This is a genomic window from Vibrio sp. 1288, from assembly GCF_033344475.1.
Window position 1 is genome coordinate 45,387 of sequence record NZ_JAWPOX010000017.1, and the last position, 23,805, is coordinate 69,191.

The 23,805-nt window shown below is 43.8% G+C and carries 25 protein-coding genes, 1 riboswitch and 1 other annotated feature; of the genes, 11 read left to right on the plus strand and 14 right to left on the minus strand.

Annotation, left to right across the window (positions count from 1 at the left end):
* Positions 1 to 360: 360 nt before the first annotated feature.
* Together R8O11_RS14065 and R8O11_RS14070 are read left to right on the plus strand one after the other, a co-directional pair.
* Complete coding sequence (locus R8O11_RS14065; protein WP_318194231.1) at positions 361 to 1,173, plus strand: ABC transporter permease; 813 nt, start codon at positions 361 to 363, stop codon at positions 1,171 to 1,173.
* Between the two features lie 354 nt (positions 1,174 to 1,527).
* A complete protein-coding gene (locus tag R8O11_RS14070; RefSeq protein ID WP_005378145.1) occupies positions 1,528 to 1,665 on the plus strand; it encodes a hypothetical protein in 138 nt (45 codons plus the stop codon).
* 85 nt (positions 1,666 to 1,750) lie between these two features.
* Here R8O11_RS14070 and focA read toward each other — a convergent pair whose 3' ends face one another.
* A complete protein-coding gene (gene focA, locus R8O11_RS14075) occupies positions 1,751 to 2,611 on the minus strand; it encodes a formate transporter FocA (protein WP_005378146.1) in 861 nt (286 codons plus the stop codon).
* 299 nt (positions 2,612 to 2,910) lie between these two features.
* Between focA and R8O11_RS14080 the strand changes: the two genes are divergently transcribed.
* Positions 2,911 to 3,144: a TIGR02647 family protein gene (locus R8O11_RS14080; protein WP_005378148.1), complete on the plus strand. Its 234-nt coding sequence runs from the start codon at positions 2,911 to 2,913 to the stop codon at positions 3,142 to 3,144.
* 43 nt (positions 3,145 to 3,187) lie between these two features.
* Here R8O11_RS14080 and R8O11_RS14085 read toward each other — a convergent pair whose 3' ends face one another.
* Positions 3,188 to 3,634 (minus strand): PACE efflux transporter, encoded by a 447-nt coding sequence (locus R8O11_RS14085; RefSeq protein WP_025766871.1) that lies wholly within the window; start codon positions 3,632 to 3,634, stop codon positions 3,188 to 3,190.
* A gap of 89 nt (positions 3,635 to 3,723) precedes the next feature.
* On the opposite strand from R8O11_RS14085, the gene R8O11_RS14090 reads away from it, so the two are divergent.
* From R8O11_RS14090 to R8O11_RS14100, 3 genes are read left to right on the plus strand one after another with little or no spacing between them, the layout of a single operon-like run.
* Entirely contained in the window at positions 3,724 to 4,602 is an 879-nt protein-coding gene (locus tag R8O11_RS14090) for a LysR family transcriptional regulator (protein ID WP_025766872.1), read from the plus strand.
* Between the two features lie 18 nt (positions 4,603 to 4,620).
* Positions 4,621 to 5,448, plus strand: a complete 828-nt coding sequence (locus tag R8O11_RS14095) for an NAD-dependent epimerase/dehydratase family protein (protein ID WP_025766873.1) — start codon at positions 4,621 to 4,623, stop codon at positions 5,446 to 5,448.
* Positions 5,445 to 6,083, plus strand: a complete 639-nt coding sequence (locus R8O11_RS14100; protein WP_025766874.1) for a YdcF family protein — start codon at positions 5,445 to 5,447, stop codon at positions 6,081 to 6,083. The genes R8O11_RS14095 and R8O11_RS14100 overlap by 4 nt, the downstream gene beginning before the upstream one ends.
* A 60-nt stretch (positions 6,084 to 6,143) precedes the next feature.
* Here the strand turns inward: R8O11_RS14100 and R8O11_RS14105 are convergent, their stop codons facing one another.
* Complete coding sequence (locus R8O11_RS14105) at positions 6,144 to 6,722, minus strand: thymidine kinase (protein ID WP_005378154.1); 579 nt, start codon at positions 6,720 to 6,722, stop codon at positions 6,144 to 6,146.
* Positions 6,723 to 6,809: 87 nt separating this feature from the next.
* The gene (gene cysS, locus R8O11_RS14110) at positions 6,810 to 8,192 is read right to left on the minus strand and encodes a cysteine--tRNA ligase (RefSeq protein ID WP_005378155.1); all 1,383 of its coding nucleotides are present in this window, start codon (positions 8,190 to 8,192) and stop codon (positions 6,810 to 6,812) included.
* Positions 8,193 to 8,394: 202 nt separating this feature from the next.
* On the opposite strand from cysS, the gene R8O11_RS14115 reads away from it, so the two are divergent.
* The 4 genes from R8O11_RS14115 (at position 8,395) to R8O11_RS14130 (ending at position 11,596) form a co-directional block, all read left to right on the plus strand.
* On the plus strand, positions 8,395 to 8,889 hold the full coding sequence (locus R8O11_RS14115; protein ID WP_005378156.1) for a peptidylprolyl isomerase: 495 nt from the start codon (positions 8,395 to 8,397) through the stop codon (positions 8,887 to 8,889).
* 60 nt (positions 8,890 to 8,949) lie between these two features.
* Entirely contained in the window at positions 8,950 to 9,687 is a 738-nt protein-coding gene (gene lpxH / locus R8O11_RS14120) for a UDP-2,3-diacylglucosamine diphosphatase (RefSeq protein WP_005389817.1), read from the plus strand.
* Positions 9,688 to 9,785: 98 nt separating this feature from the next.
* Positions 9,786 to 11,000 (plus strand): EAL and HDOD domain-containing protein, encoded by a 1,215-nt coding sequence (locus R8O11_RS14125; RefSeq protein ID WP_005378158.1) that lies wholly within the window; start codon positions 9,786 to 9,788, stop codon positions 10,998 to 11,000.
* Positions 11,001 to 11,080: 80 nt separating this feature from the next.
* Complete coding sequence (locus R8O11_RS14130) at positions 11,081 to 11,596, plus strand: YchJ family protein (RefSeq protein WP_318194232.1); 516 nt, start codon at positions 11,081 to 11,083, stop codon at positions 11,594 to 11,596.
* A gap of 280 nt (positions 11,597 to 11,876) precedes the next feature.
* Here R8O11_RS14130 and hisIE read toward each other — a convergent pair whose 3' ends face one another.
* From hisIE to tet(35), 9 genes are all read right to left on the minus strand, one after another.
* On the minus strand, positions 11,877 to 12,512 hold the full coding sequence (gene hisIE, locus R8O11_RS14135) for a bifunctional phosphoribosyl-AMP cyclohydrolase/phosphoribosyl-ATP diphosphatase HisIE (RefSeq protein WP_005533681.1): 636 nt from the start codon (positions 12,510 to 12,512) through the stop codon (positions 11,877 to 11,879).
* The gene (hisF, locus tag R8O11_RS14140) at positions 12,509 to 13,282 is read right to left on the minus strand and encodes an imidazole glycerol phosphate synthase subunit HisF (RefSeq protein ID WP_004749837.1); all 774 of its coding nucleotides are present in this window, start codon (positions 13,280 to 13,282) and stop codon (positions 12,509 to 12,511) included. The genes hisIE and hisF overlap by 4 nt, the downstream gene beginning before the upstream one ends.
* On the minus strand, positions 13,264 to 14,001 hold the full coding sequence (gene hisA / locus R8O11_RS14145) for a 1-(5-phosphoribosyl)-5-[(5-phosphoribosylamino)methylideneamino]imidazole-4-carboxamide isomerase (RefSeq protein WP_182038182.1): 738 nt from the start codon (positions 13,999 to 14,001) through the stop codon (positions 13,264 to 13,266). The genes hisF and hisA overlap by 19 nt, the downstream gene beginning before the upstream one ends.
* Before the next feature lie 12 nt (positions 14,002 to 14,013).
* Positions 14,014 to 14,628 carry an imidazole glycerol phosphate synthase subunit HisH gene (hisH, locus tag R8O11_RS14150; protein WP_005389830.1) on the minus strand — a complete coding sequence of 205 codons (615 nt, stop codon included), beginning with the start codon at positions 14,626 to 14,628 and terminating at the stop codon, positions 14,014 to 14,016.
* A 26-nt stretch (positions 14,629 to 14,654) separates the two neighbouring features.
* Entirely contained in the window at positions 14,655 to 15,728 is a 1,074-nt protein-coding gene (gene hisB, locus R8O11_RS14155) for a bifunctional histidinol-phosphatase/imidazoleglycerol-phosphate dehydratase HisB (RefSeq protein ID WP_182038184.1), read from the minus strand.
* 69 nt (positions 15,729 to 15,797) lie between these two features.
* On the minus strand, positions 15,798 to 16,838 hold the full coding sequence (gene hisC, locus R8O11_RS14160; RefSeq protein WP_318194233.1) for a histidinol-phosphate transaminase: 1,041 nt from the start codon (positions 16,836 to 16,838) through the stop codon (positions 15,798 to 15,800).
* A 12-nt stretch (positions 16,839 to 16,850) separates the two neighbouring features.
* Positions 16,851 to 18,149, minus strand: a complete 1,299-nt coding sequence (gene hisD, locus R8O11_RS14165) for a histidinol dehydrogenase (protein ID WP_318194234.1) — start codon at positions 18,147 to 18,149, stop codon at positions 16,851 to 16,853.
* 5 nt (positions 18,150 to 18,154) lie between these two features.
* Entirely contained in the window at positions 18,155 to 19,051 is an 897-nt protein-coding gene (gene hisG / locus R8O11_RS14170) for an ATP phosphoribosyltransferase (RefSeq protein ID WP_005378180.1), read from the minus strand.
* Positions 19,052 to 19,104: 53 nt separating this feature from the next.
* Positions 19,105 to 19,242: a sequence feature (His leader region), on the minus strand.
* 180 nt (positions 19,243 to 19,422) lie between these two features.
* Positions 19,423 to 21,024 (minus strand): tetracycline efflux Na+/H+ antiporter family transporter Tet(35), encoded by a 1,602-nt coding sequence (gene tet(35) / locus R8O11_RS14175; protein ID WP_064376956.1) that lies wholly within the window; start codon positions 21,022 to 21,024, stop codon positions 19,423 to 19,425.
* Positions 21,025 to 21,133: 109 nt separating this feature from the next.
* Positions 21,134 to 21,316: riboswitch (Lysine riboswitch) on the minus strand.
* 582 nt (positions 21,317 to 21,898) lie between these two features.
* On the opposite strand from tet(35), the gene R8O11_RS14180 reads away from it, so the two are divergent.
* On the plus strand, positions 21,899 to 22,306 hold the full coding sequence (locus R8O11_RS14180; RefSeq protein ID WP_005378185.1) for an H-NS family nucleoid-associated regulatory protein: 408 nt from the start codon (positions 21,899 to 21,901) through the stop codon (positions 22,304 to 22,306).
* Positions 22,307 to 22,433: 127 nt separating this feature from the next.
* Here R8O11_RS14180 and R8O11_RS14185 read toward each other — a convergent pair whose 3' ends face one another.
* The gene (locus R8O11_RS14185) at positions 22,434 to 23,738 is read right to left on the minus strand and encodes an inosine/guanosine kinase (RefSeq protein ID WP_005378187.1); all 1,305 of its coding nucleotides are present in this window, start codon (positions 23,736 to 23,738) and stop codon (positions 22,434 to 22,436) included.
* Positions 23,739 to 23,805: the final 67 nt, after the last annotated feature.

The window sequence follows — 23,805 nt, forward strand, 5'->3', positions numbered from 1 at the left end:
GGTTCAATCAAATAAGCGACCTCAGACCTTGTAATTCAACACTTTTTTGAGCTCATCCAGAGATATGATGGATTGATGTTATTTATTAAAAAACATGAACAGATGTGACAAAATAAGTCTTTTAAGGAGTTGTTAAATAACCAACATTTAAGAAACATCGATCACATTTAAATCGTAATTACCATGCCATAAATCGACTTAAAAACTCCGAAAAAGATATCCACTTGTAAACAGAATGCTGCGTATTAATGTCTAAAATAGCACTCAAGGTTTACTTTAAGAACAGCAAAAAGTGCACATAGTGGTTCATATAAAGGGGAGGCTTAGATACAATTATTCGCGTATTTTCAAGGAGCGATTATGGATAGCGTGGTGGATATAAGCTTGGTCAAACTGGCACTGTTTGGTTTGATTTTATTGGTCCCCTTCTTTATCAATGCCCGCTACAAATTAGGGATAGCAAAAGACACCATAATCAGTGTTATCCGAATGACACTTCAGCTCATATTGATTGGCGTGTATTTAGAATATCTTTTTCAATTAAACAGCTTACTTGTCAACATACTTTGGCTTGCCATCATGCTACTGATTGGTGCCAGCTCAATTGCGGGAAAAGCTCACTTACCTAAAAAGCCACTTATGCTTCCGCTACTAACGGGCCTTATCTGTGGTCTAATACCACTTCTGATAGCAATTACAGCAGGCTTAGTGCAACCATCCCCTATTTACAATGCGCAGTACATGATCCCACTTGCTGGTATGTTATTGGGTAACAGCTTGAGTAGTAATATCATCGCTCTTCAGAATTTGTTTACGGCTTTTGAGCAGAGACAAGCAGAATATGAGGCTGCAATCTCACTTGGAGCATCTCCTCGCTACGCATCCTTCCCCTTCATTCAAGAGTCTCTTAGAAAGTCCCTTGCCCCGACTTTAGCTTCTATGGCCACTACAGGGCTGGTTACCTTACCGGGTATGATGACCGGTCAAATTCTAGGTGGCGCGAGCCCGATGGTTGCGATTAAATACCAGTTAGTAATTATGCTGGCTATTTTCGTCATGTTGAGTGCCTCCGTAACCATAACGTTAGAAATGACATTGCGCTGGGTACAAACCAAAGAAGGCCGAATCAAGATAAAAATCGAGCAACCCGAATCGACCAAAACTCACGGTTAGTTGGCGCTTGTGGGTAAAGACCGTTAAACAACTTATATTGCCAAGTCGAACGTACTTATAACTGAATAACTCAACTATTCTTCGAGCACTCATCAAGACGCTTTCAGATGAAAAGTCAGGCAGAATTCTTTTTGATATAAGCCTCTAATTTTATGAAATTTTCTTTGCAAGTTTAGATACGCACGACCTTTGATACAGGTTATCCACAGAAAATGTGGATAAGCCCCCAAAACCCATACGCAACCAGAAACATAGCAACATAAGTGATCAATCGAATCGTCATGCATTGATCACGTGACTGACATGTTCTAATTTTAAAGTAAAGGCAGTGACCACAAACTTGGAGAGACGTACATGGATGTCTTAATGATCAAAGAAAATTACGATGAACTCCTGTCCGATGCACCTCTGGATTGGCTCGTTCAAGAACCAAAGGAAGTAACTTCTCATTGGCTCCCAACCGATTTTGGCATCAACGAAGAGTTGATTTAGCATGACTCGACTTGTTTGACATTTGCAGAGACAAATAAAAAGAAAGGCGAACCATCTAGTTCGCCTTTCTTGTGATCTTCTAAACTTATCGCAAATGGTTATCTTCATCGCGTAGATAAATCATCCAATACCACATGCCAACAAATACGCCACCACCAATAATGTTTCCTATCGTAACAGGAATTAGGTTGTTTACGATGAACCCCATCATGTTTAAGTCCGCGTAGTTTGCAATATCTGCCCCTGTCATTTGCCAAAACGCTTCTGGCGCAAAGTACTTAATACCAATCGCCATAGGTACTTGGAACATATTCGCAATACAGTGCTCAAAACCTGCCGACACGAACATAGCCACAGGCAAAATCATGACCGCTATTTTATCTGTCAATGTTCGCCCACTAAACGTCATCCAAACTGCAATACAAACTAATACGTTACACATAATGCCAAGCGCAACAGCGGCAAAGAAACCATGATGTAATTTGTGTTGGGAGATCGCCATCGCGTTGAGACCAACTTGGCCATGATCAAACATATATTGCTTGGTAACTAGCATACAGGCCACGAGCAAAATGGCCCCAACCATATTGCCAAAGTAAACCACCAACCAGTTTTTGATAAGTGCTTGCCAAGAGATTTTTCCACTCGCACGCGCAACTAGTGTCAGCACAGAGCTAGTGAAAAGCTCGCCGCCAGTAACCACCACCAAAATCAAACCAAGGCTAAATGCCAGACCACCAATGAGTCGTGTAATGCCCCAAGGCAGCTCGCCTGCGCCTGTCGTTACTGTGGTATAGAAGATGAAAGCAATACCAATATGAAGCCCCGCAGAAATGGCGAGCAGAAAAGATTTGATTGGAGCTTTCGTTGCTTTGCCTACCCCCACTTCAGCCGCGCGTTCCGCAGCTTGTGGCGGTAATAGTGAGTCAAACTGATTAAAGTTCATTCTGGTGTAACATTTAGAAACATTTAAAGAGGCGCGGATAATCGCTCTATTTCCCTATTTTTTCAAGTGCTATTTGGCGTGTTTACTAAAATCGTTGTTATTGGGAGATCAAGCAATAAATAGCGCCTATCATTCGCTACCGTAAGTATCATTGATACTTAACAAGTATTCGGCCTTTCGAACAAAGATCCTGCGTTATATCAGCCTGATAGCGCCATACTTAACACTTCTTGTCGTTGAATGTTGCCCAACGCTACTTTTCAGACTAGCTTGGTAAAAAAAGCGCAAAGGAATCATTTATGAAATATTCAGCTGAACATATCGCCGAATTGAATCTACTTCTTCAGTTCGACCTAAGTAGTGCTGCAACTGGTATTAAAGTTCATACAGACGCGTCAGAAGAAATGCAGGCAGCCGTTGCTCGTCTATATGAGAAGCAACTTTGTACACAGCCTGACGGTGGTTATCTAACAGACGAAGGCATTGAAGTTGCAGAACATGCAGATAAGATTTTAAGAGTTTTGTCTGTGTAATTTGAACAAAAAACGCCACCGAACTCGGTGGCGTTTTTTAGTCCTATATTTTTCCTGTCGATGCCTGCGGCAATAATCGCTTTTTCATTTTGCTAAATGGTTGAACCTTGTCATACAACCAGTTAAAACCAGTGGCATAAAATAGGAAGAAAACGAGGAAGCCGGCTTCCAGCATTAGAGCTTGAAGAAGCGTAATTTCTAAGAACCAGGCAATCACAGGTAGAGAGATAAAGATTAATCCTCCCTCGAAACCAATAGTGTGTCCAAGCCGCATCGCTAAACTTCGCTCAGCTCGATTGTCACCAAACCACTTATCAAAGTACAAGTTGTAGATGTAGTTCCATAGCACGGTATACATGCTCAACCCGACCCCAACCAACGCAAGATCACTAGAGCCCTTTCCAGTGATCAATGAAGCCGCTGGTACAATAATCGCGAGTGCGATTAACTCAAAAAGTACTGCATGAAAAATTCGTTCGTTACGAGTCATATTTCTCTGTCCAAATAGTTCTACTCAATGCTTAGAATTTTATCTATTATTTAGATAACCAAAAGTTAGATACCATCGGTTTAAGCGATATGTTTACCATCGAACAACTGCAAGCTTTTATTGCTACATCAGAAGCAGGATCATTTTCAGGAGCAGCTAGAAAGCTGGGGCGAGCTCAATCTGTAGTGAGCCAGCACATCATGAATATGGAGATCGACTGTGGCGTTGAGCTTTTTGATCGATCAGGCAGGTACCCTAAATTAACTGAGAATGGCCTCGCTCTCGTACCCTATGCACAAGCAACAATCAGCCAACTCGACCGCCTAAACAATAGGGCATCGCAGCTCTTTTCCACGCCAACGAACAAATTAGCCTTAGCTATTGATGAAGGGATTCCTCTGACTCGCTTGCCGGATGTGCTAAAGAAGTTAGAGCAACGCTTTCCACACTTACAAGTTGAATGCTTAACGGCATCAAGCCCTGATATCATTGAATTGGTTAAGTCGGAACGCGCCACGACTGGGATTATTTTGAGTGATTTACAAATGCCAAGGCACATCGATTTCACCAATCTTGGCAATATTGCATTTGATGTCTATGTCTCTTCAACGCATCCTTTAGCAAAGCAGCAAATCACTCACATTGATCAACTAAAACAACATCGTCAATTGGTCATACGATCCAAAAGTGCAGAGCCATGTGGTCTCAATCAAGCATTTAGCCCAGATATCTGGTACGCTGATAACTACTATATTTTGTTGGAATTGGCGAATAAAGGGTTTGGTTGGTGCTTTCTACCACAGCATTTAGTCGCGTATTCACCTAATACATTAAAAAAAGTTGGGGATGATTTCACAAAACTGGCTTGGCAAGTCAATGTTGACCTTATTCAGCACCAGAAATGGCATTCAGATCCCCTCCATCAACAAGCTAAAGCAGAACTGCTCAACCTATTCGGGCAGACATAAGTAAGTAGGAAGACCCAAATGGCAAATACATTGATCGTAGGTGCAGGCTGGCTCGGAACTCCGCTAGCAGAAACATTGATGAAAGATGGACACTATGTTGTCGTCACTCGTCGTAGCCAAACTCGATTAAAAGAGTTACCCACCTCATTAACTCACTCCGCATTGTTCGATTTCAATCAATTGAACGCCACAGCACGGCTAGATGAGCTGCTCAAACAGCATCAAATTACGCACGTTATCGGTGCTTTTCCTCCAGGATTTCGTAAAGGACGCGGTCAAGAATATGCACAGCAATGGCAAATACTTGCCAACGCAGCTAAGCAAAACAACGTTGAAAAACTTCTCATGATCAGCTCTACCACGGTTTACCCTAACCTTGCTTCCGATATGGAAGAAGCTGACGCGTCACTCTCGTTAGCAGCCGAAAGCCCTTATTTCTCTGACAATGCACGTATTATGCTTCAAGCAGAGCAGCATGTTATCGACTCGAATATTAACTTTGTTATTCTACGTTGTAGCGGATTAATCGGGCCAGATAGACACCCATCTCGCTTTGCAGCAAGGCTTCAACAAGTTAGTCGTAAAGCACCAGCTAATATGCTTCATCAAGATGATGCTGTCTCGGCTGCGAAATTTGCCTTAGGCAATTTAAGCAACCAAGTCATTAACGTTACTACACCTCATACTGTCAGCAAGGCTGAGTTCTACCAAGCTGCCATAAACAAAATCGGAAGTGAGATACCTCTTCCACCCGTCACAGAGCAAGCTGACAAGCGTATTCTTGCTGACAAACTACTCTCACTTGGTTATCGATTTCACTTCAATTCAACTTTGGATGCGCTATGAGACTCTATAGACATATAGAAACGCTTTGGGATTACATGCAACTCAAACATGAACTGAAACCTGCGGACTGTTTGTTTGTGATGTGCAGTAATGATGTGCGTGTAGCGGAGCACGCTGCCAAGCTCTACCACCAAAAGTTGGCACCTTTGATTGTATTTTCAGGGGGTGAAGGTCGCTTCACAGATGGACTGTTTGAAAAAAGCGAAGCAGAAACCTTTGCCGAGATTGCAAAGATGTCGGGCGTTCCAAGTGAAGCAATTTTGCTCGAAACTGAATCCACAAACAGTGGAGAAAATGTTCGCTTTACTGAGCAACGATTAAAAGAGGAAGGAAAACAGTGTTCCTCGTTTATTCTGGTACAAAAACCGTTTATGGAGCGTAGAGCAATCGCGACATTTGAAAAACAGTGGCAGTCACCCTACACTCAGCTCCAAGTAAGCTCTGCGGCTCTTCCATTTTTTGAATACATTAATGAAGACATGCCATTAATGATGGTGCTAGAAGCACTAATGGAAGATTTCTCTCGCGTAAAAAGCTATCCAGAGAAAGGATTTCAAACCGAGCAGAACATCCCTCAGCAAGTCGAATCTTCTTACCAGGTTTTACTCGAGCGGTTTGGTTTTGACTTAGTCTAACTTTTTCTAACCGACAACAAAAAGCCACCAAGTTCGGTGGCTTTTCTGTATCAATACGGCTTATTTACCGAGCGCTTCTTTGTAATGTTGGCGGCATACGGAGACATACTTATCGTTACCGCCGATCGCAACTTGATCGCCTTCTTTAATTGCCACGCCGTGTTCATCGGTACGAATAACCATATTCGCTTTGCGGCCGCAATGGCAGATTGTTTTGAGCTCAACCAGCTTGTCTGCCCAAGATAATAGATACTTACTGCCTTCAAAAAGTTCGCCTAGAAAATCGGTGCGAAGGCCGTAACACAATACTGGAATATGCAACTTATCAACGACTTCAGTAAGTTGATAAACTTGTTCTTTCGACAAGAACTGACACTCATCAACAAGAATACAGTGACGTTTTTCAACCTCATTCAGAGCTGCGATCTCCTGATACAAATTGGTATCCTGACGAAATAAATGTGCGTCAGATTGAAGACCAATACGAGAGCTCACTTTACCGACACCAAAACGATCATCTAGCGCAGCCGTAAAAATAACTGGCGTCATGCCGCGTTCTTGATAGTTGAAAGAGGATTGAAGAAGCGTTGTTGATTTACCCGCATTCATTGCTGAGTAATAGAAATACATCTGAGCCACAGAGCATTACCTAAAGTTAAAGTTTTAATTTATGGAAATGGAAAATAAAAGGGCTGAATTATCAGCCCTTTAAAAATGAAAATTCAATTACTTACGACGCCACGTTGTGCCTTCTGGACCATCTTCCAGAACAATGCCCATTTCGGTCAGCTTGTCACGAGCCATATCTGCATTCGCCCAATCTTTCGCAGCGCGAGAGTCATTACGTAGCTTGATCAGAGCTTCGATTTCAGCCACTTCATCATCGTTACCCGCATCACCTTTTAGGAAGGCTTCAGGATCTTGGTGAAGAATACCGATCACGTCAGCCAGTTCACGCATTAGCGCACCGAGTTCGCTCGCTTTCTCTAGGTTTTCTGTCTTCAGGCGGTTAACTTCTCGCGCCATATCGAACAGTACTGAGTACGCTTCTGGTGTATTGAAGTCATCGTTCATCGCTGCTGTAAAGCGAGATACGTACTCTTCACCACCAGCAGGAGCAGCATTTAGATCCAAACCACGTAGAGATGTGTACAGGCGCTCAAGCGAAGCACGTGCTTGGTTTAGGTTATCTTCGCTGTAGTTTAACTGGCTACGGTAGTGACCAGACATTAGGAAGTAACGAACTGTTTCAGCATCGTAGTGACCAAGAACGTCACGGATAGTAAAGAAGTTACCTAGAGATTTAGACATCTTCTCACGATCTACCATTACCATGCCGCTGTGCATCCATGTGTTCACGTATTGTGTATCGTGTGCACAGCATGATTGTGCGATTTCATTTTCATGGTGTGGGAACTGAAGGTCAGAACCACCGCCGTGAATGTCGAAGTGGTTACCTAGGATTGAAGAGTTCATTGCTGAACACTCAATGTGCCAACCTGGACGACCTGGACCCCATGGTGACTCCCACGTTGGTTCACCCGGCTTTGACATCTTCCAAAGTACAAAGTCTAGAGGGCTGCGTTTTGCTGTTTCGATATCAACGCGCGCGCCAGCTTGAAGCTGATCAAGGTCTTGCTTAGAAAGCTTGCCGTATTCGTTGAATTTACCTACCTCAAACATTACGTCACCGTTATCTGCAACGTATGCAAAACCGCGCTCGATTAGCTTCTCAACCAATTCGATGATTTCAGCAATAAACTGTGTCGCACGAGGTTCAACGTCCGGACGTTTCATGTTCAGCGCATCAAAATCAGCGTGCATTTCACCAATCAAACGCTCAGTCAATGAATCGCAAGACTCACCATTTTCTGCGGCACGTTTGATGATCTTATCGTCGATATCTGTGATGTTACGTACAAACGTCAGATCGTAGCCCAAGTAGCGAAGGTAACGTGATACAACGTCAAAAGAGACGAAAGTGCGACCGTGACCAATGTGACAGAGATCGTAGATGGTAACTCCACAGACATACATACCGACTTTGCCAGCTGTAATTGGTTTGAATTCCTCTTTCTGTCTTGTGAGTGTGTTATATATCTTTAACATGATCTCTATCTATGATTGTGAATGAATAAAAGAAGATGAGTATATCAACTCCAACCTAGTTAGGTAATAGCAATTAACCGATAAAACGATAATCGGCTAAACTTCAAGCACAAAACGAAGAATTTCCTCTTCCTGAGTTTTTAAAGCACTAGAACTTAGGCTAGAATCTCGGGCTCAACACAACAGAGTAAAGGAAAGTAGCATGATCACCCTTCACACTAATTTTGGTGACATCAAGATTCAACTAAACGAAGAGAAAGCGCCAGAGACAAGCGCAAACTTCCTTCAGTACTGCCGCGACGGTTTCTACGACAACACGCTTTTCCACCGTGTTATTGACGGCTTCATGATCCAAGGTGGTGGTATGGAGTCTGGTCTACGTGAAAAAGCGACTCGTGCACCTATCAAGAACGAAGCAAACAATGGCCTTAGCAACAAAGTGGGTACACTTGCTATGGCACGTACTATGGAGCCGCATTCAGCAAGCTCTCAGTTCTTCATCAACGTAAACAACAACACATTCCTAGACTTCCGTAGCGAAAGCCTAGATGGTTGGGGTTACTGTGTGTTCGGTGAAGTAATCGAAGGCATGGACATCGTAAATAAGATCAAAGGCGTTAGCACTGGTTCTTACGGCATGCACCAAGACGTACCTCTAGAAGACGTAGTAATCACTGGTACAACAATTGAAGAGTAATTCTTAGGAATTATTTTTAAAAGATAAGTTAATGGGGAGGCATAGCTTCCCCTTATTTCTATGACGACATTATTTATTTCCGATCTTCACCTTACCCCATCACGTCCTGATATCACGGAATGTTTTGTGACGTTCATGCGAACAGAAGCAACAAAAGCTGATGCACTTTATGTACTCGGCGATCTGTTTGAGTTCTGGATTGGTGACGATGACAACACCCCTTTTGCAGACCAAATCCGCGCAGAATTTAAAGCACTGACGGATGCGGGTGTGCCAACTTTTTTCATCCAAGGCAATCGAGATTTTTTACTCGGCAAACGCTTTTGCAAAGAAACCGGTATGACATTACTCGACGATGTCTGCACGATTGATCTTTATGGTCAAAAAGCCGTAATCCTACATGGCGATACGCTCTGCATTGACGATGTGAAATACCAAGAGTTTAGAAAAACCGTTCACAAGCCATGGCTACAATGGTTGTTTAACCGTATTCCTTGGTTCATTAAGAAGAAAATTGTCTCAAAAGTTCAATCCGATATTCGTGATGATAAAATGAGCAAGTCATTAGATATCATGGACGTCAACCAAAATGAGGTCGAGAAAGTGATGTCTCAGAACTGCGTCAACTTAATGATTCATGGTCACACGCATCGCCCGAACACACATTTTTTTGACGTCGATGGCGTTAAAAAGACCCGAATTGTTTTAGGGGATTGGTATACGCAAGGCTCAGTTTTAAAAGTAAATTCTGATAGTTTTGACCTACAAACGAGACCGTTCATACAGAATTTGCGTTAAGCATGTAGAGCGTGTAGAAGATTCACGCTCAAGTCGTAGATATTTTGTAAAAAATCGCTATTATCATAATACTAAGTTAAACAGAACGAAGTACCTAATTGAAGTATTCTTACGTAGCTCGCCAACCGATTCTGGATAGAGAAAAACGAACCATAGGTTACGAACTCCTCTTTCGAGACGGCCCTAAAAATACCTTCCCTGAAGTAGAACCAGAGCTGGCTACTAGTCGACTGCTATCCGATCATTTTTTGTCGACGCATTACAACACATTAGGAAACAAACTTGGCTTTGTTAACTTTCCGCATCAAAGCTTGGTGAACTTGGTCCCAACTTTGTTCCCTAAAGAATCTCTCGTCATTGAAGTCCTTGAAGACTGCGAACCGACAGAAGAACTGTTAGAAGCCATCAAGCACCTTCATGAGTGCGGATACAAAATTGCTCTGGATGATTTTGTTCCGACGAAAGCTTGGAAGCGTTTTCTTCCATACGTTTCCATGATCAAGTTTGATATTAGACTTGTGCCGATTAAGAAAGCTGCCATTTTTATTCAGGCGTTGAGCCCATTTAAAATCGACTTTCTTGCGGAAAAGGTAGAGACCTATGAAGAGTTTGAGCAAGCTCTAGAAGCCGGTTTTAACTATTTTCAAGGGTATTTTTTTAGCAAACCTGAGATGATCCAGAAAAAACGGTTGAACCCCGCGTTTCTTACCGTCATCCAACTTTGTAAAGAGATTGCAGATAAGCCCATCGACTTCAATGAGGTTGAACGTCTGTTTTCGATTGATGTGACGCTGTCATACAAGCTGCTTACTTACGTTAATTCAGGCTATACATTAACGACCAAGATTAAGTCGTTCAGACAAGCGCTTATTTATCTGGGTGAAGAGCGACTACGACGCTTTATTTCCTTAGTTGCAATTGCGTCCGTTCAAGAAGATAAACCTGACTCTCTTTACTCTTTAGCGATTCAGCGTGCACGAATGTGTGAACTGCTACTTAGTCAAATGAACACTAGGTATGACCCTGGGCAGGCTTTTTTGACAGGCATGTTTTCTTTACTCGGATCTTTGCTCGATCAACCGCTCTCGGATGTCATTGAAGATATCCCCGTTGACGAAGATATAAAACTCGCATTAACCAGTCGAAAAGGCGTACTTGGTCACTTACTTTCGATGACGATCGCCTATGAACAAGCGGACTGGGAGTTAGCCGAGCGATATTGCACCGTTCTTAAATTAACCGAACCTCAATTAGCGGACGCTTTTAATCAATCGACGGAATGGGCTCAAGAACTGCTGTCTCAAACGCCCTAAATCGCTATAATGCCTCACCCCCAGCCTCGCAATTGTGAGGTTGTTTGTTTTTACCGCTTAATTAATCGAGATTTCATTTTATGGCTTCTTCTTGCCCTTGCGGATCTAACCGCACCTACCAACAGTGTTGTGAAATGGCCCACAACAACCATGCTGACGTCACCACTCCAGAGCAGTTAATGCGCTCTCGTTACAGTGCGCATGTGTTAGGTCTAGTCGATTACGTGGTGAACACGTACCACCCAAGCTGTAATGCAGAAGAGCAACGTGAAGGCATTGCCCAATCTATCGACAGCGATTGGTGCAAACTTGAAGTTGTAAAAACAGAAGCTGGCAGTAATGACAATGAAGGCTTTGTCGAATTTAGCGCTTATTTTGATGAAGACGGCAAGCGCTACTGTATGACAGAGCGTTCTCGCTTCGTAAAAGAAAATGAGCTTTGGTACTACATTGACGGCACATTTCCTGAAGAAGAGCCAGAAGAAGAACCAGAACAGGATCCACGATTGAGCCAGCCAGTGAGTAGCCTAAAGCTAGGTCGTAACGATCCGTGTATCTGCGGAAGCGGTAAGAAGTTTAAGAAGTGTTGTGGGTAAAGGCATCCACGCCTAGCTTATTGAGTTCGCTTTAATGAGATTCCTGACCTCACCTAAGCTCGTCGGAATAACGTGAATATATGTACCTGTTTGAAGTAAATAACTCTACTGCAAGCACCATTAGAAAATATACCGTCATTCTGAACGGCGAGGAACGAGTGTGATTCAGAATCTAATCGCTACTAGCACTGTTGCCGGTTTTTACCCCGAATCAAGAACACTAAATTAAAAAAGCCCCTAGGCTCGAGAGCATAGGGGCTTTCACTTATCTATAGCAAGCTTACTTATGACGCTCTTTCAGTTTGTTCACTACGTCATTCATCGATAAGCCTTGGTCTTGAAGCAATACCATTAAGTGATAAATCAAATCTGCTGATTCACACACTAACTCCGCCTTATCGCCCGACGTCGCCGCAAGCGCGACTTCAACGCCTTCTTCGCCCACTTTTTGCGAAATACGCTTGGTGCCACGGGCATAAAGACTGGCAGTATAAGAGGAATCTGGGTCGGCACTCTTGCGGGCAGCCAATAGCTGCTCAAGTTGATGAAGCCACACCATTTGTGACTCCTCTTGAGGGTCCACATCCCAGCAAGTTGTATTACCCAAGTGGCACGTAGGACCAATGGGATTCACCTTAACCAGTAGCGTATCGTTGTCGCAATCTAGCTGCATGTTCACCAATTGCAATACATTACCGGAAGTCTCACCTTTCGTCCAAAGACGCTGTTTAGTTCGAGAGAAAAACGTCACTTGACCCGTTTCGCCCGTTTTTGCCAACGCATCTTGGTTCATGTAACCCATCATCAGCACTTGGCTTGATTGGAAATCTTGTACGATGGCAGGTACCAGACCATCCACCTTTTCCCAGTTGATTCGCTCAGCTAGCGAACTTACTTCGGCGGCTTTCACACTCATAGTCGTACCTCAATGCCTTGTTGTTTCAAATACTGCTTTAGTTCACCAATATTGATGACTTGCTTGTGGAATACCGATGCGGCAAGCGCGCCATCCACATTTGCTTTTTGGTAGGCTTCTGCGAAGTGCTCCATGGCACCTGCACCACCCGATGCAATCAATGGCACGTTACACACTTCACGCACCATATTAAGTTGTTCAATATCGTAGCCGTTACGTACGCCGTCTTGGTTCATCATGTTCAGTACGATTTCACCAGCGCCGCGTTTTTGTACTTCTTGCACCCAATCACGCGTTTCCCATTGAGTTGCTTTGGTGCGTTCTTCATCGCCAGTAAACTGGTAAACCTGATACTTGCCGGTCTCTTTGTCGTAGTATGAATCGATACCAACGACGATACATTGCACACCAAACTTATCAGCAAGGTCAGTAATCAATTGCGGGTTCGCCAAGGCAGGTGAGTTGATAGACACTTTGTCTGCACCAAACTCAAGAATGCGCGCCGCGTCTTCCGCTGATTTAATACCACCAGCCACACAGAAGGGAATATCAATCACTTCAGCAACGCGAGCGACCCAACTTTTGTCAACGACACGCCCATCACTTGAAGCAGTAATGTCGTAGAACACAAGCTCGTCTGCGCCCTCTTCCGCATAACGCTGTGCCAGAGGAACGATGTCGCCAATGATCTCGTGATTACGGAACTGAACGCCCTTTACCACTTGTCCATCACGAACATCAAGACATGGAATTATTCGCTTTGCCAGCATGCAAATGCCTCCTCTGCTGTGAACTTACCATCTAACAGCGCGCGACCAACAATCACGCCAGCCACACCGCTGCCTTTTAGTGCTTCGATATCCGCTAATGAGCCGATGCCGCCTGAAGATTGGAACTGCACTTGTGGGTACTGTTTACATAGGTCGACATAAAGCTCTACGTTTGAGCCTTCTAGCGTACCGTCACGAGAAATGTCTGTACAAAGCACATGCTGCAAACCTACCGTCAGGTAATCGTTGATCAGAGCTTCGATAGTCACGCCTGAATCCTCTTGCCAACCAGAGATCGCTACTTTACGTGTGCCGTCTTGGTCGATGTTGATGTCTAGCGCGAGAACGATTTTCTCCGAGCCGTATTTTTCCATCCAACCTTTCACAAGCTCTGGCTGTTTTACTGCTGTAGAGCCAACCACAACGCGCTGAGCACCCGCTTCTAGCAGATCAATCACGTCTTGCTCGGTACGCACTCCGCCACCGATTTGGATGTTCGCTGGCGTGCTTGCTAGTAGCGTTGCAATCAAATCAAGTTGGCGTGCTGTCGTGTCTTTCGCGCCAGTTAAATCCACCAAGTGCAGCCAGTTAGCACCCGCTTGGTGATACAAGTTGAATTGCTCTGCTGGGTCGACTTTGTACTCGGTTACTTGGCCGTAATCACCTTGATAAAGGCGAACCACCTGTCCTTCAATTAAATCAAGAGCTGGAATAATCACACTAAATCCCTTTTATAATTCTAAGAAGTTTTGAATAAGCTTCGCGCCCGCTTTTGAAGAACGCTCAGGGTGGAATTGCACGCCGTAGTAGTTACCGCTTTGTACTGCTGCTGTGAACGGGTTGCCGTACTCGCATTCCGCAATCGTGTAATCCCCAACTGGCATCGCAAAGCTGTGCACGAAGTAGAAATACTCTCCTTCTTCAATACCTTTGAAAAGTGGATTACCTGCTTTTGCAGAGACCGTGTTCCAACCCATGTGCGGCAGCGGCAAATCGCCAGTTTGTAGTAGCTTCACTTCGCCATCACAAAGCCCAAGACACTCAACCAACTCGTCGGCTTTCTGCCCTTTCTCTTGAGACACTTTGCCCAACAGTTGCATGCCTAAACAGATACCTAACAGCGGCTTTTCTACTTGTTTTACCAAGCTGATCAGATCGCGCTCTTCTAGGTTTTTCATCGCTTCGCTGGCGGTTCCCACCCCCGGTAGGAATAGCTTATCTGCCGACAATACGACTTGCGGATCTTTTGAAATAGTTACGTCATAGCCTAGGCGTTCAATAGCAAACTTCACCGAAGATACGTTGGCACAGCCAGTATCGATAATGACAACTTTCTGTTCTGTCACTGTTTTTCTCCTTGCTAAGGTTAACCTTAAAGCACGCCTTTACTACTTGGTAGCTCAGTGCCTTCTACTTTGATTGCTTGGCGCAAAGTACGACCAAACGCTTTAAACAAGCTTTCAATGATGTGGTGATCATTGTTGCCCGCAGAAGACAGGTGCAGCGTACACGCTAGGGTGTCAGTCAGAGAGCGGAAGAAGTGAACTACCATCTCTGTTGAAAGATCACCCACTTGCTCACGGCTGAATTGCGCGTCGAACTTAAGGTAAGGACGACCAGATAGGTCTAGTGCGCATTGTGCCAAACACTCATCCATTGGAAGGCTAAAGCCAAAGCGACCAATACCACGCTTGTCACCCAGTGCTTCTTTCAACGCTTGACCCAACGCAAGAGCGGTATCTTCTACCGTGTGGTGATCATCAATGTGCAGGTCACCTTCCACTTTGCACACCATTTGGAATCCACCGTGCGTCGCGATTTGATCCAGCATGTGGTCGAAGAAACCAAGACCAGTTGAGATGTCATTGCCGCCATGCTCATCAAGGTTAACTAATACTTTGATGTCTGTTTCTTTTGTGGTGCGGACCACTTCAGCCACGCGCGCTTTCACCGTCAGATCTTTCAAGATCTGTTTCCAACCCATGGTTTCTGGGTTGTATTGAATGCCACGAATTGCCATGTTTTCTGCAAGTTGAAGATCGGTTTTACGATCGCCAATCACAACAGAGTTTTGGAAATCAACTTTGCCGTCTTGAAGGTACTCTTTTACTAAGCCCAATTTAGGCTTACGGCAAGAGCAGTTGTCTTCATCAAAGTGAGGACAAATCAGCACATCATCGAACTTCACACCTTGAGATTCAAAGATCTCCATCATCATGTTGTGTGGCGCATCAAAGTCTGCTTGTGGGTAGCTGTCGGTACCTAAACCATCTTGGTTCGTTACCATCACTAGGCGGTATCCTGCATCCTGCAACGACAACAGGCTTGGGATAACAAATGGTTCCAGTTTTAGTTTATCTAAACGGTCTACTTGAAAATCAATCGGCGGCTCGACAATTAAGGTGCCATCACGATCAATAAAAAGGATTTTTTGTTGTTTGCTCACTCGAACTTCCTTATTGCTATTCTTTTGGCGCTCCCGCTATTGAGCGAGAGCGATAAATTCTGTCTCTATTTATGCGTAGTAGTTTCTGATAAATCCAAGCGTTTTTTCGCACTCGTCACGGTTACCCACACTGATACGCACACAGTTTTCAATTGGCGAGTTACGCAAAATAATGCCCGTATCCCAAGCCGCTTTGAAAAGGTCATCGCCATCTGGGAATTTCACCAATAGGTAGTTCCCCCACCCTTCAAACACTTCCAAGCCCGGAATCATTGAAAGGCCAACTTGCAAGTAAGCACGGTTTGCATTCAAATCGAGAACTTGAAACTTCGCTCGCGCTAAACCAGCTTCCGAAAGCGCCTGAGTCGCAATTTCTGCCACTGGAACTGGGACTGGGTAAGGTGCGATAACTTTAAGAAGTACATTAATCAGCTCTTCGTTCGCAAGCGTAAATCCACAACGCAGACCTGCAAGCGCAAAAGCTTTCGACAGAGTACGCAGAATTGCAAGGTTCGGGTATTGCGCCAGCAAATCTACCGTTGACGCTTCTGGACAAAAATCAATATACGCTTCATCCATCACCACGATTGCACGGTCTTTTGTCATCTCAAGCAGAGAGACAATATCTTCACGCTTAACTAAGTTACCTGTTGGATTGTTTGGCGAACATACAAAAACCAGTTTCACGTTATCCAGATTGGCTTCGATACCTGCAAGGTCTAGTTGCCAATCTGACGCTAGCGGCACAGTTTTTCTCTCTACACCAATGGTTTCTCCACTAATGGCGTACATACCGTAAGTTGGTGGACAGTAAAGAATCGCATCTTCGCCCGGCTCACAGAATGCACGAATTAATAACTCAATACCTTCGTCTGCGCCGCGAGAAGTCAGTGTTTGTTCTGGTTTCACACCCGCATAGGCTGCGTAAGCAGAAATCAGTTCTTTCGGCTGACATTCGTTGTAACGATTGAGACGAGCAAAGTCTGTTTTGTATTCATTGTTAAATGGTGATTCGTTGGCATTTAGCCATACGTCACCCGTACCACCGATTCGGCGAGCCGACATATAAGGGGTAAGCTGTTGGACTTGTTTACGCGCTAGCTTTTCCATCTCATTACTCTCTTATTCTTTCTTACTTGTTAATTTTTCTACGCGGATAGTAACAGCACGTTTGTGAGCGTCCAGACCTTCTGCTTCAGCCATCGTGACTACCGTTGGTGCAAGGTTCTTTAAACCATCAGCAGAAAGCTCCTGAACCGTCATTCGTTTAGAGAAATCCGCCAAACCTAAGCTTGAATAAGTACGTGTGTAACCGTAAGTAGGAAGAACGTGGTTAGTCCCCGATGCGTAATCTCCCGCAGATTCAGGCGACCAATCCCCAAGGAAGATAGAGCCTGCATTATCAAGTAGAGGTAGAAGCTCACGAGGGTTCTTAGTCTGAACAACCAAGTGCTCAGGACCGTAGTAATTGGAAATAGAAACTGACTGCGTCATCGACTCGGAAATAATGATCAAGCTTGATGCCAGAGCCTTTTCTGCGATGTCTGCACGAGATAGCTCCTTAAGCTGACGTTGAACCGCATCCGTCACTTGATCAGCAATCACAGGAGAAGGAGTCACAAGTACCACTTGAGAATCAGGACCGTGTTCTGCTTGGCTCAAAAGATCCGCAGCGATGAAGTCTGCATCTGCGGTTTCATCTGCAATCACTAACACTTCTGATGGCCCTGCTGGCATATCAATCGCAGCACCGCGGAAATCATTGCTAACCTGTCGTTTTGCTTCGGTCACGTAAGCGTTGCCCGGACCAAAGATCTTATCTACTTTCGATACAGTCTCAGTGCCATAAGCCATTGCAGCAACTGCTTGGCCACCACCGACGTTGTACACTTCATCAATGCCACACAGTTTCGCGACATAAAGGATCTCATCAGCGATTGGCGGTGGAGAACAAAGAACGACTTTACGACAACCTGCAATTTTTGCAGGAACGCCGAGCATCAAAACAGTCGATGGCAAAGGCGCACTGCCACCAGGAATGTACAAACCCACTTTTTGAATTGGACGTGTTACTTGTTCACAAAGGACACCTGGCTGCGTTTCCACCTTGATCGGTTGCGGCTTTTGCGCTTTGTGGAACTTAGAAATATTGGCGTAAGCTTGCTCTAGTGCGCTCTTCATTGACTCTGACAAACGCTCTGACGCTGCCTTAATTTCCTGAGAAGAAACACGAATGGATTCAGGCTTAACACGGTCAAACTTTTCTGTCAGCTCAATAAGAGCAGAGTCACCTTCTTCTCGAACTTTAGCAATAACTTCGGCCACAGCAGTGGTGATATTGGCTCCTTCTGCAATAGCAGGGCGCTCCAAAATAGAGTCTTGCTGATTCTCACTTAATGATTGCCAAACGACTGTTCTCATGATGCTTACTCCATCATTTTTTCAATTGGTAGAACGAGAATTGAACTTGCGCCCAACTCTTTCAGCTGTTCCATTGTTTCCCAGAACAGGTTTTCAGAACTCACTAAGTGAACAGCCATTTTCTGCTTATCTGCAGAAAGAGGAAGAACAGTTGGGTCTTCAGCACCTGGCAGTAGTGCTTTAATTTGATCTAACTTCTCTGCTGGGGCGTGAAGCATAATGTACTTAGATTCTTTCGCTTGCTGCACGCCTTGCATGCGAGTTAACAGCTTTTCGATTAGCGCCACTTTGTCTGCGTCGAACTCACCTGTGCGTTGAATCAATGTCGCTTTTGATTTGAAGATAATTTCAGCTTCTTTAAGGCCGTTCGCTTCCAGTGTTGCACCTGTAGAAACCAAATCAGCGATAGCATCAGCGAGACCCGCGCGAGGGGCAACTTCTACAGAGCCTGTCAGCATACATGTAGAGAATGGAACGCCGGCTTCATCCATGTACGCTTTTAGAAGTTGAGGATACGTTGTAGCAATACGCTTGCCAGCTAAGTCTTGTGGACCGTTGTACTCTTCGTCCTTGTCGATTGCGATAGATAAACGACAGCCACCAAAATCAAGTCGACGAAGCTGAACAAACTCGCAGGGTTCACCTAATGCTTTGCGGTCAAGGCGAACTTCTTCTAGTTCATTTTCGCCAATAAAGCCAAGGTCAACCACGCCATCCATAATTAAACCTGGGATGTCGTCGTCACGAACCAAGAGTAAATCAATTGGCATATTTTCAGAATGGACAACTAAACGCTCGCCCATTACGTTGAACTTTACGCCGCACTGTTTTAGTAGAGCTTGACTCTCTTTGCTAAGACGACCTTTTTTCTGAATTGCGATTCTTAAACGTTGTGTTTGCATTGCTTTGTCCCTATGCAAGATTTTGATATCTAAGTATTTTTCAAACTAATAAAACTAAAAAACCCTCGGGAGATTGAAGTCTCCCGAGGGTTTAAAATCTGCTTTTACTTTGATTTTACCTCCGGGAGTTTCCTGCCTCCCGGGTATGCGTACATCGCCCGAAAGACTAGATTGGGTGATGATGGTGATGAATGTTAATTACAAAATTACGCATACTTATTTCAAGGCTCTTCTCATTTGCTTTGTTACCAACCACACTAACCAAGCTGATTACTTTTTTCAACCCTTAATTTTAAAAAAATTCGAATTGTATAATACAAATAAAAAAGGAGGCCGAAGCCTCCTACAATTTCACTTTTTAAATCAGTGAATTACGCACTCTGGCAAGACGCTATTTTAGACTTTGAAAGCCATGACAAAATAGCGCAAACGATAACGAATGTTATCGACGCTGCAATGAACGAGAACGCTATTGAAGCAGTCATACCAAGGGCAATAAAGCCGACGCATGAAACAAGCGCGACTGATAATGCATAAGGTAGCTGTGTTGATACGTGATCAATGTGGTTACAACGTGCACCCGTCGATGACAAGATAGTCGTATCTGAGATTGGTGAACAATGGTCACCGAATACCGCACCAGCTAAAACCGCACTCAGCATCGGTAGCATTAGCGCTACGTCTGTTGCGCTAGCCATGTCACCCGCGATTGGTAACATGATACCGAACGTACCCCATGAAGTACCTGTTGAGAACGCCATCAGGCCAGACAACAAGAATAGGATAACTGGTAGCCAGTGCGGGTTAATGTTGCCCTGCGCCATTGTCGAAAGGTAAGTACCAGTCTTCATATCACCGATAACAGAACCAATGGTCCAGGCAAATACTAAGATTAGAATCGCACCAAACATAGACTTAGCACCAATCCAAAGTGTACGTGCGATCTCAGCCATTGGTAGACCTTGCTTCACAACAGTAAACAGTGCAACTGCTAAGCCAAGCAAGCTACCGTAGATTAGTGATGTACCTACATCTGTATTTTCAAAAGCACCAAGAAGCGCAAACTCCTTACCATCAGCAGCCAATGCTTGGCCACCCGTGTAAAGCATTGAAGCGATAGTCGCGATAATAAGCGTCACGATAGGAAGTATCAAATCTGACACTTTACCCTTTTCACTTTCACGGATATCTAGCTCTTCGTTTAGGTCATGCGCTTCTTGCGAGTCATTTTCTTTGTCTTTATCAAAGCCACGACCTTGCGATGCAGAGATTTCATGCTCACGCATTTTACCAATATCAAGACCAAACCACGCAACAGCGAACACCATTAACAGCGCAAAAACGGCGTAGAAGTTCATTGGGATAAGACGAACATATGCGCCAAGAGCCGAATACTCTGTGATCCCATGTGAGACTAAGATCCCGCCAATAATAGTAATAATGTAAGCACCCCAGCTAGAAGCAGGCATAATTACACACATTGGAGCAGCGGTTGAGTCTAGAATGTACGCAAGCTTAGCGCGAGACACATAAAAGCGATCGGTTACTGGGCGAGAGATCGCACCAACAGCAAGGCTATTAAAGTAATCATCGACAAAAATGAATACGCCTAAAAAGGCGGCAAGAAGTTTGGAGCCGCGTTTACTCTTCACTCGAGATTGTGCCCATTCAGCAAAAGCACGAGTACCGCCAGATAGCGTTAATAAAGCTGTTGTCATACCTAATAAGATTAGGAAACCAACAATGCTCATGTTCCAAGTGTTAATTCCGCCATCTTCAATAAAGACAGAAGAAACTTGAGAACTGACGTAACCTGCGGTGTCGCTGATAGACCAGCTATTAAGTAGCACCGCACCTAGCACGATACCTACACCCAAGGAAACTAATACACGTCGAGTCAAAATCGCCAAAGTCAAAGCGACAATAGGTGGCAATAATGAAACAGGAGAACTAGAAAAATCTATTAAATTCATGATCTTCAAAAACCAAAGTTTGGCTAGAGATCTACTGCAGACAAGTCACGTAGCATACGATACGTGCTCATGTTGAACTTAGCGACAGGGAAGCGAACACTCCACCCAACCCTACAGTAGCGCTCCATAGTTTAATGTGAATATATACTATGGCAGTGTTGTTCCTTTCAGATACAACCCCAGCAAGTAACTTTGATGAGTTACTTACTTCGGCAATCTTCGCCTTCCACTATTATTCATTGGCATCACCCCAATAATAGCTACTCTTCGAGACCGCGCCTCTACGGCAACAACAAACAATTAACCACTAACTGTACAAATTAACAACAAATTGTCTGCAATATTGCATCAGGTGGCAGCCATTGTACTTATGATGAGAGTCAATGCAACACATCAAACTAAATTAAACAAATAAATAATGACTGAGATAATTTATAAACCTTGCCTACTTCCATAAGTTTTGTGCAACTGAAATCACATCAATCATGTTATTTATGAAACATTATTACTACCTTAGAAATATCATGGTTTATCTTATATCAATAAATTAAGGATATATGACACACCATTAAAGATGGATGCTTCATATTTTTAAGTAATAACTCAAATTTTTTTATAAAAAACCAAGCTGTCACTCTCTCTATACAATAATGATTGTTGATTTTAGTTCTCATCTAATAATGATTTATTTCGAGTGTAATAATATTAATTGCTTTAAAAAATAGTCAAATTTAAACAAAATCTTGATTTAGCATTTGCACATAAGGAAAAGATAAAGTTAAATATAAGGACTCTTTGTTTATTTATAGATTGGCATTATTTAATCGTAACGATAAAAAGTGCCCAACACATTAACCTTTTAATAGGAATCGTTATGTCAGAGCTGACTAAAACCCTTCTAAATATCCGTAGCCTTCGTGCATTTTCTCGTGAGCTGACTCTAGAACAATTGGAAGAAGCTCTAGATAAACTCACTACTGTCGTAGATGAGCGTCGTGAAGCAGAAGAAGCAGAACGCGCAGCACAAGCAGAGCAAGAAGCTAAGCTTGCAGAGATTGCTGAGAAAATCGCTCAAGACGGTATTGACGTAGAAGCACTTATTACTGCGCTATCTGGCGAAACTAAGACGAAAGGCAAAGCGAAGCGCGCACCTCGCCCTGCTAAATACAAATACACAGATTCAAACGGTAATGAGAAAACTTGGACTGGCCAAGGTCGTACACCTTCGGCGATTCAAGAGCAACTTGATGCAGGTAAATCTCTGGATGAGTTCCTAATCTAGATCCGTGCTATTTTTAAAAGGCTCCCATAGGGAGCCTTTTTTATTTAAACCATTACAAATAAAAAAGGCACATTTCTTAATGTGCCTTTTACTTTAGTTACAGAATAGTTAATTAAACCGCTTCGTATTAACGTTCCCAGTATGCTTCTTCTAGGCTATCTTCTCGCTCAGGAAGTCCGCGCGACAATCGTGGTGAATGTTGCACGAGAACTTCGTAGCTAGCACGGTTTGCGTATTTGCAGACTTGAGAAAAAGAAGAGTAAGTTAAATACTCGTTACTGTGCTTGCTTGAATTAGGCACATTTTCTTTATGGTATTTATTTGCTGCCATATCATGAAGAACAGCAGATAACGCAGCATCACCTGCGCCATTTGTATTCTTAATTTTTTCTGGGCCACCCATATATGGCGAGATATGCGAGTACACTTTTATTGGCGTCTCGCATGAGTCTTTTTTCGCCGGACGACTGAATTCATAACGATTAAATTCAGCAATTGACCCTGGAAGTAATGGCAAAGAAGTTTCGCGCTTCGCGCTATCTTCCGTATACCCAGCCATAAATAGACCTACAGGACCCGCCGTGCACAATACTAGATCAGCCCACTCCAATGTTTTATCAGACGCAGCAAGTGGATCAGATTCCCCCGTCAGTGCTTCTGCTTCATCTTCATTCATCGCAACGACTGAAACGTTATCTCTAATGAATTCTTGCCAATATTTAGGGTCATCTTGAATAACAAACTTTGTGCCTAAAGTCAGAACAACAGGCACATCATTCTTTTTCGCGTACTCAATTGCTTTCATTGTTGCTTCCGGCATTGGGTCGCCGTCTTTGCAACGTACTAGATATGACGTCAGTACAAGTGCTGATGCATTTTTAAAGATTTTCTCTGGAATGCTATCAGGATGGAGTTGGTTCATTTGCCCTTCGCTGATAGCAAAAGTACGTTCACCGTCTTCTGTGATAAGAGCAAAACAACGGCCAATTGCACCATCTACACCTTGTAGGTAGTTCAAGTCCATGCGGCTTGATGTATTACAAAGATAACGGTAACCGTAGCTGCCAATCTTAATATCCTGGCTCATCACTCCAAGTAGTGTGGAGCGGTCATCCGCTAGCACGGAGTAGTTATGTAGCGTGTTACCAATTGTACCGCCCGCATACTCATTGGTAATCAAGTTCTCTTCTTTCAGTTGCTGGTATAACTCTTCTGCTCTTTCGTCATCGATAACCAGAGAGTGACCTTTACTCAGACCGTACTTTTCAATCACATCCGTTGTAACTTTTGCTTCAATATCAACCAAGGTTTGGTCAATACCAATGATGTGAGTGCGCGTCATCTTCTTGCTTTCTTGTGCTTGGCTCACCAGCGGGTCACGAGCATGAACAGGAAAATAGTGCTTCGATTTGCGTTGTCCAGGAAATTTCATATTGTCAGTCTGAGTAAGGGGATGAAAAGGAGAGCGGATTCTATACCGCTAATAATAAAGCAGCAAT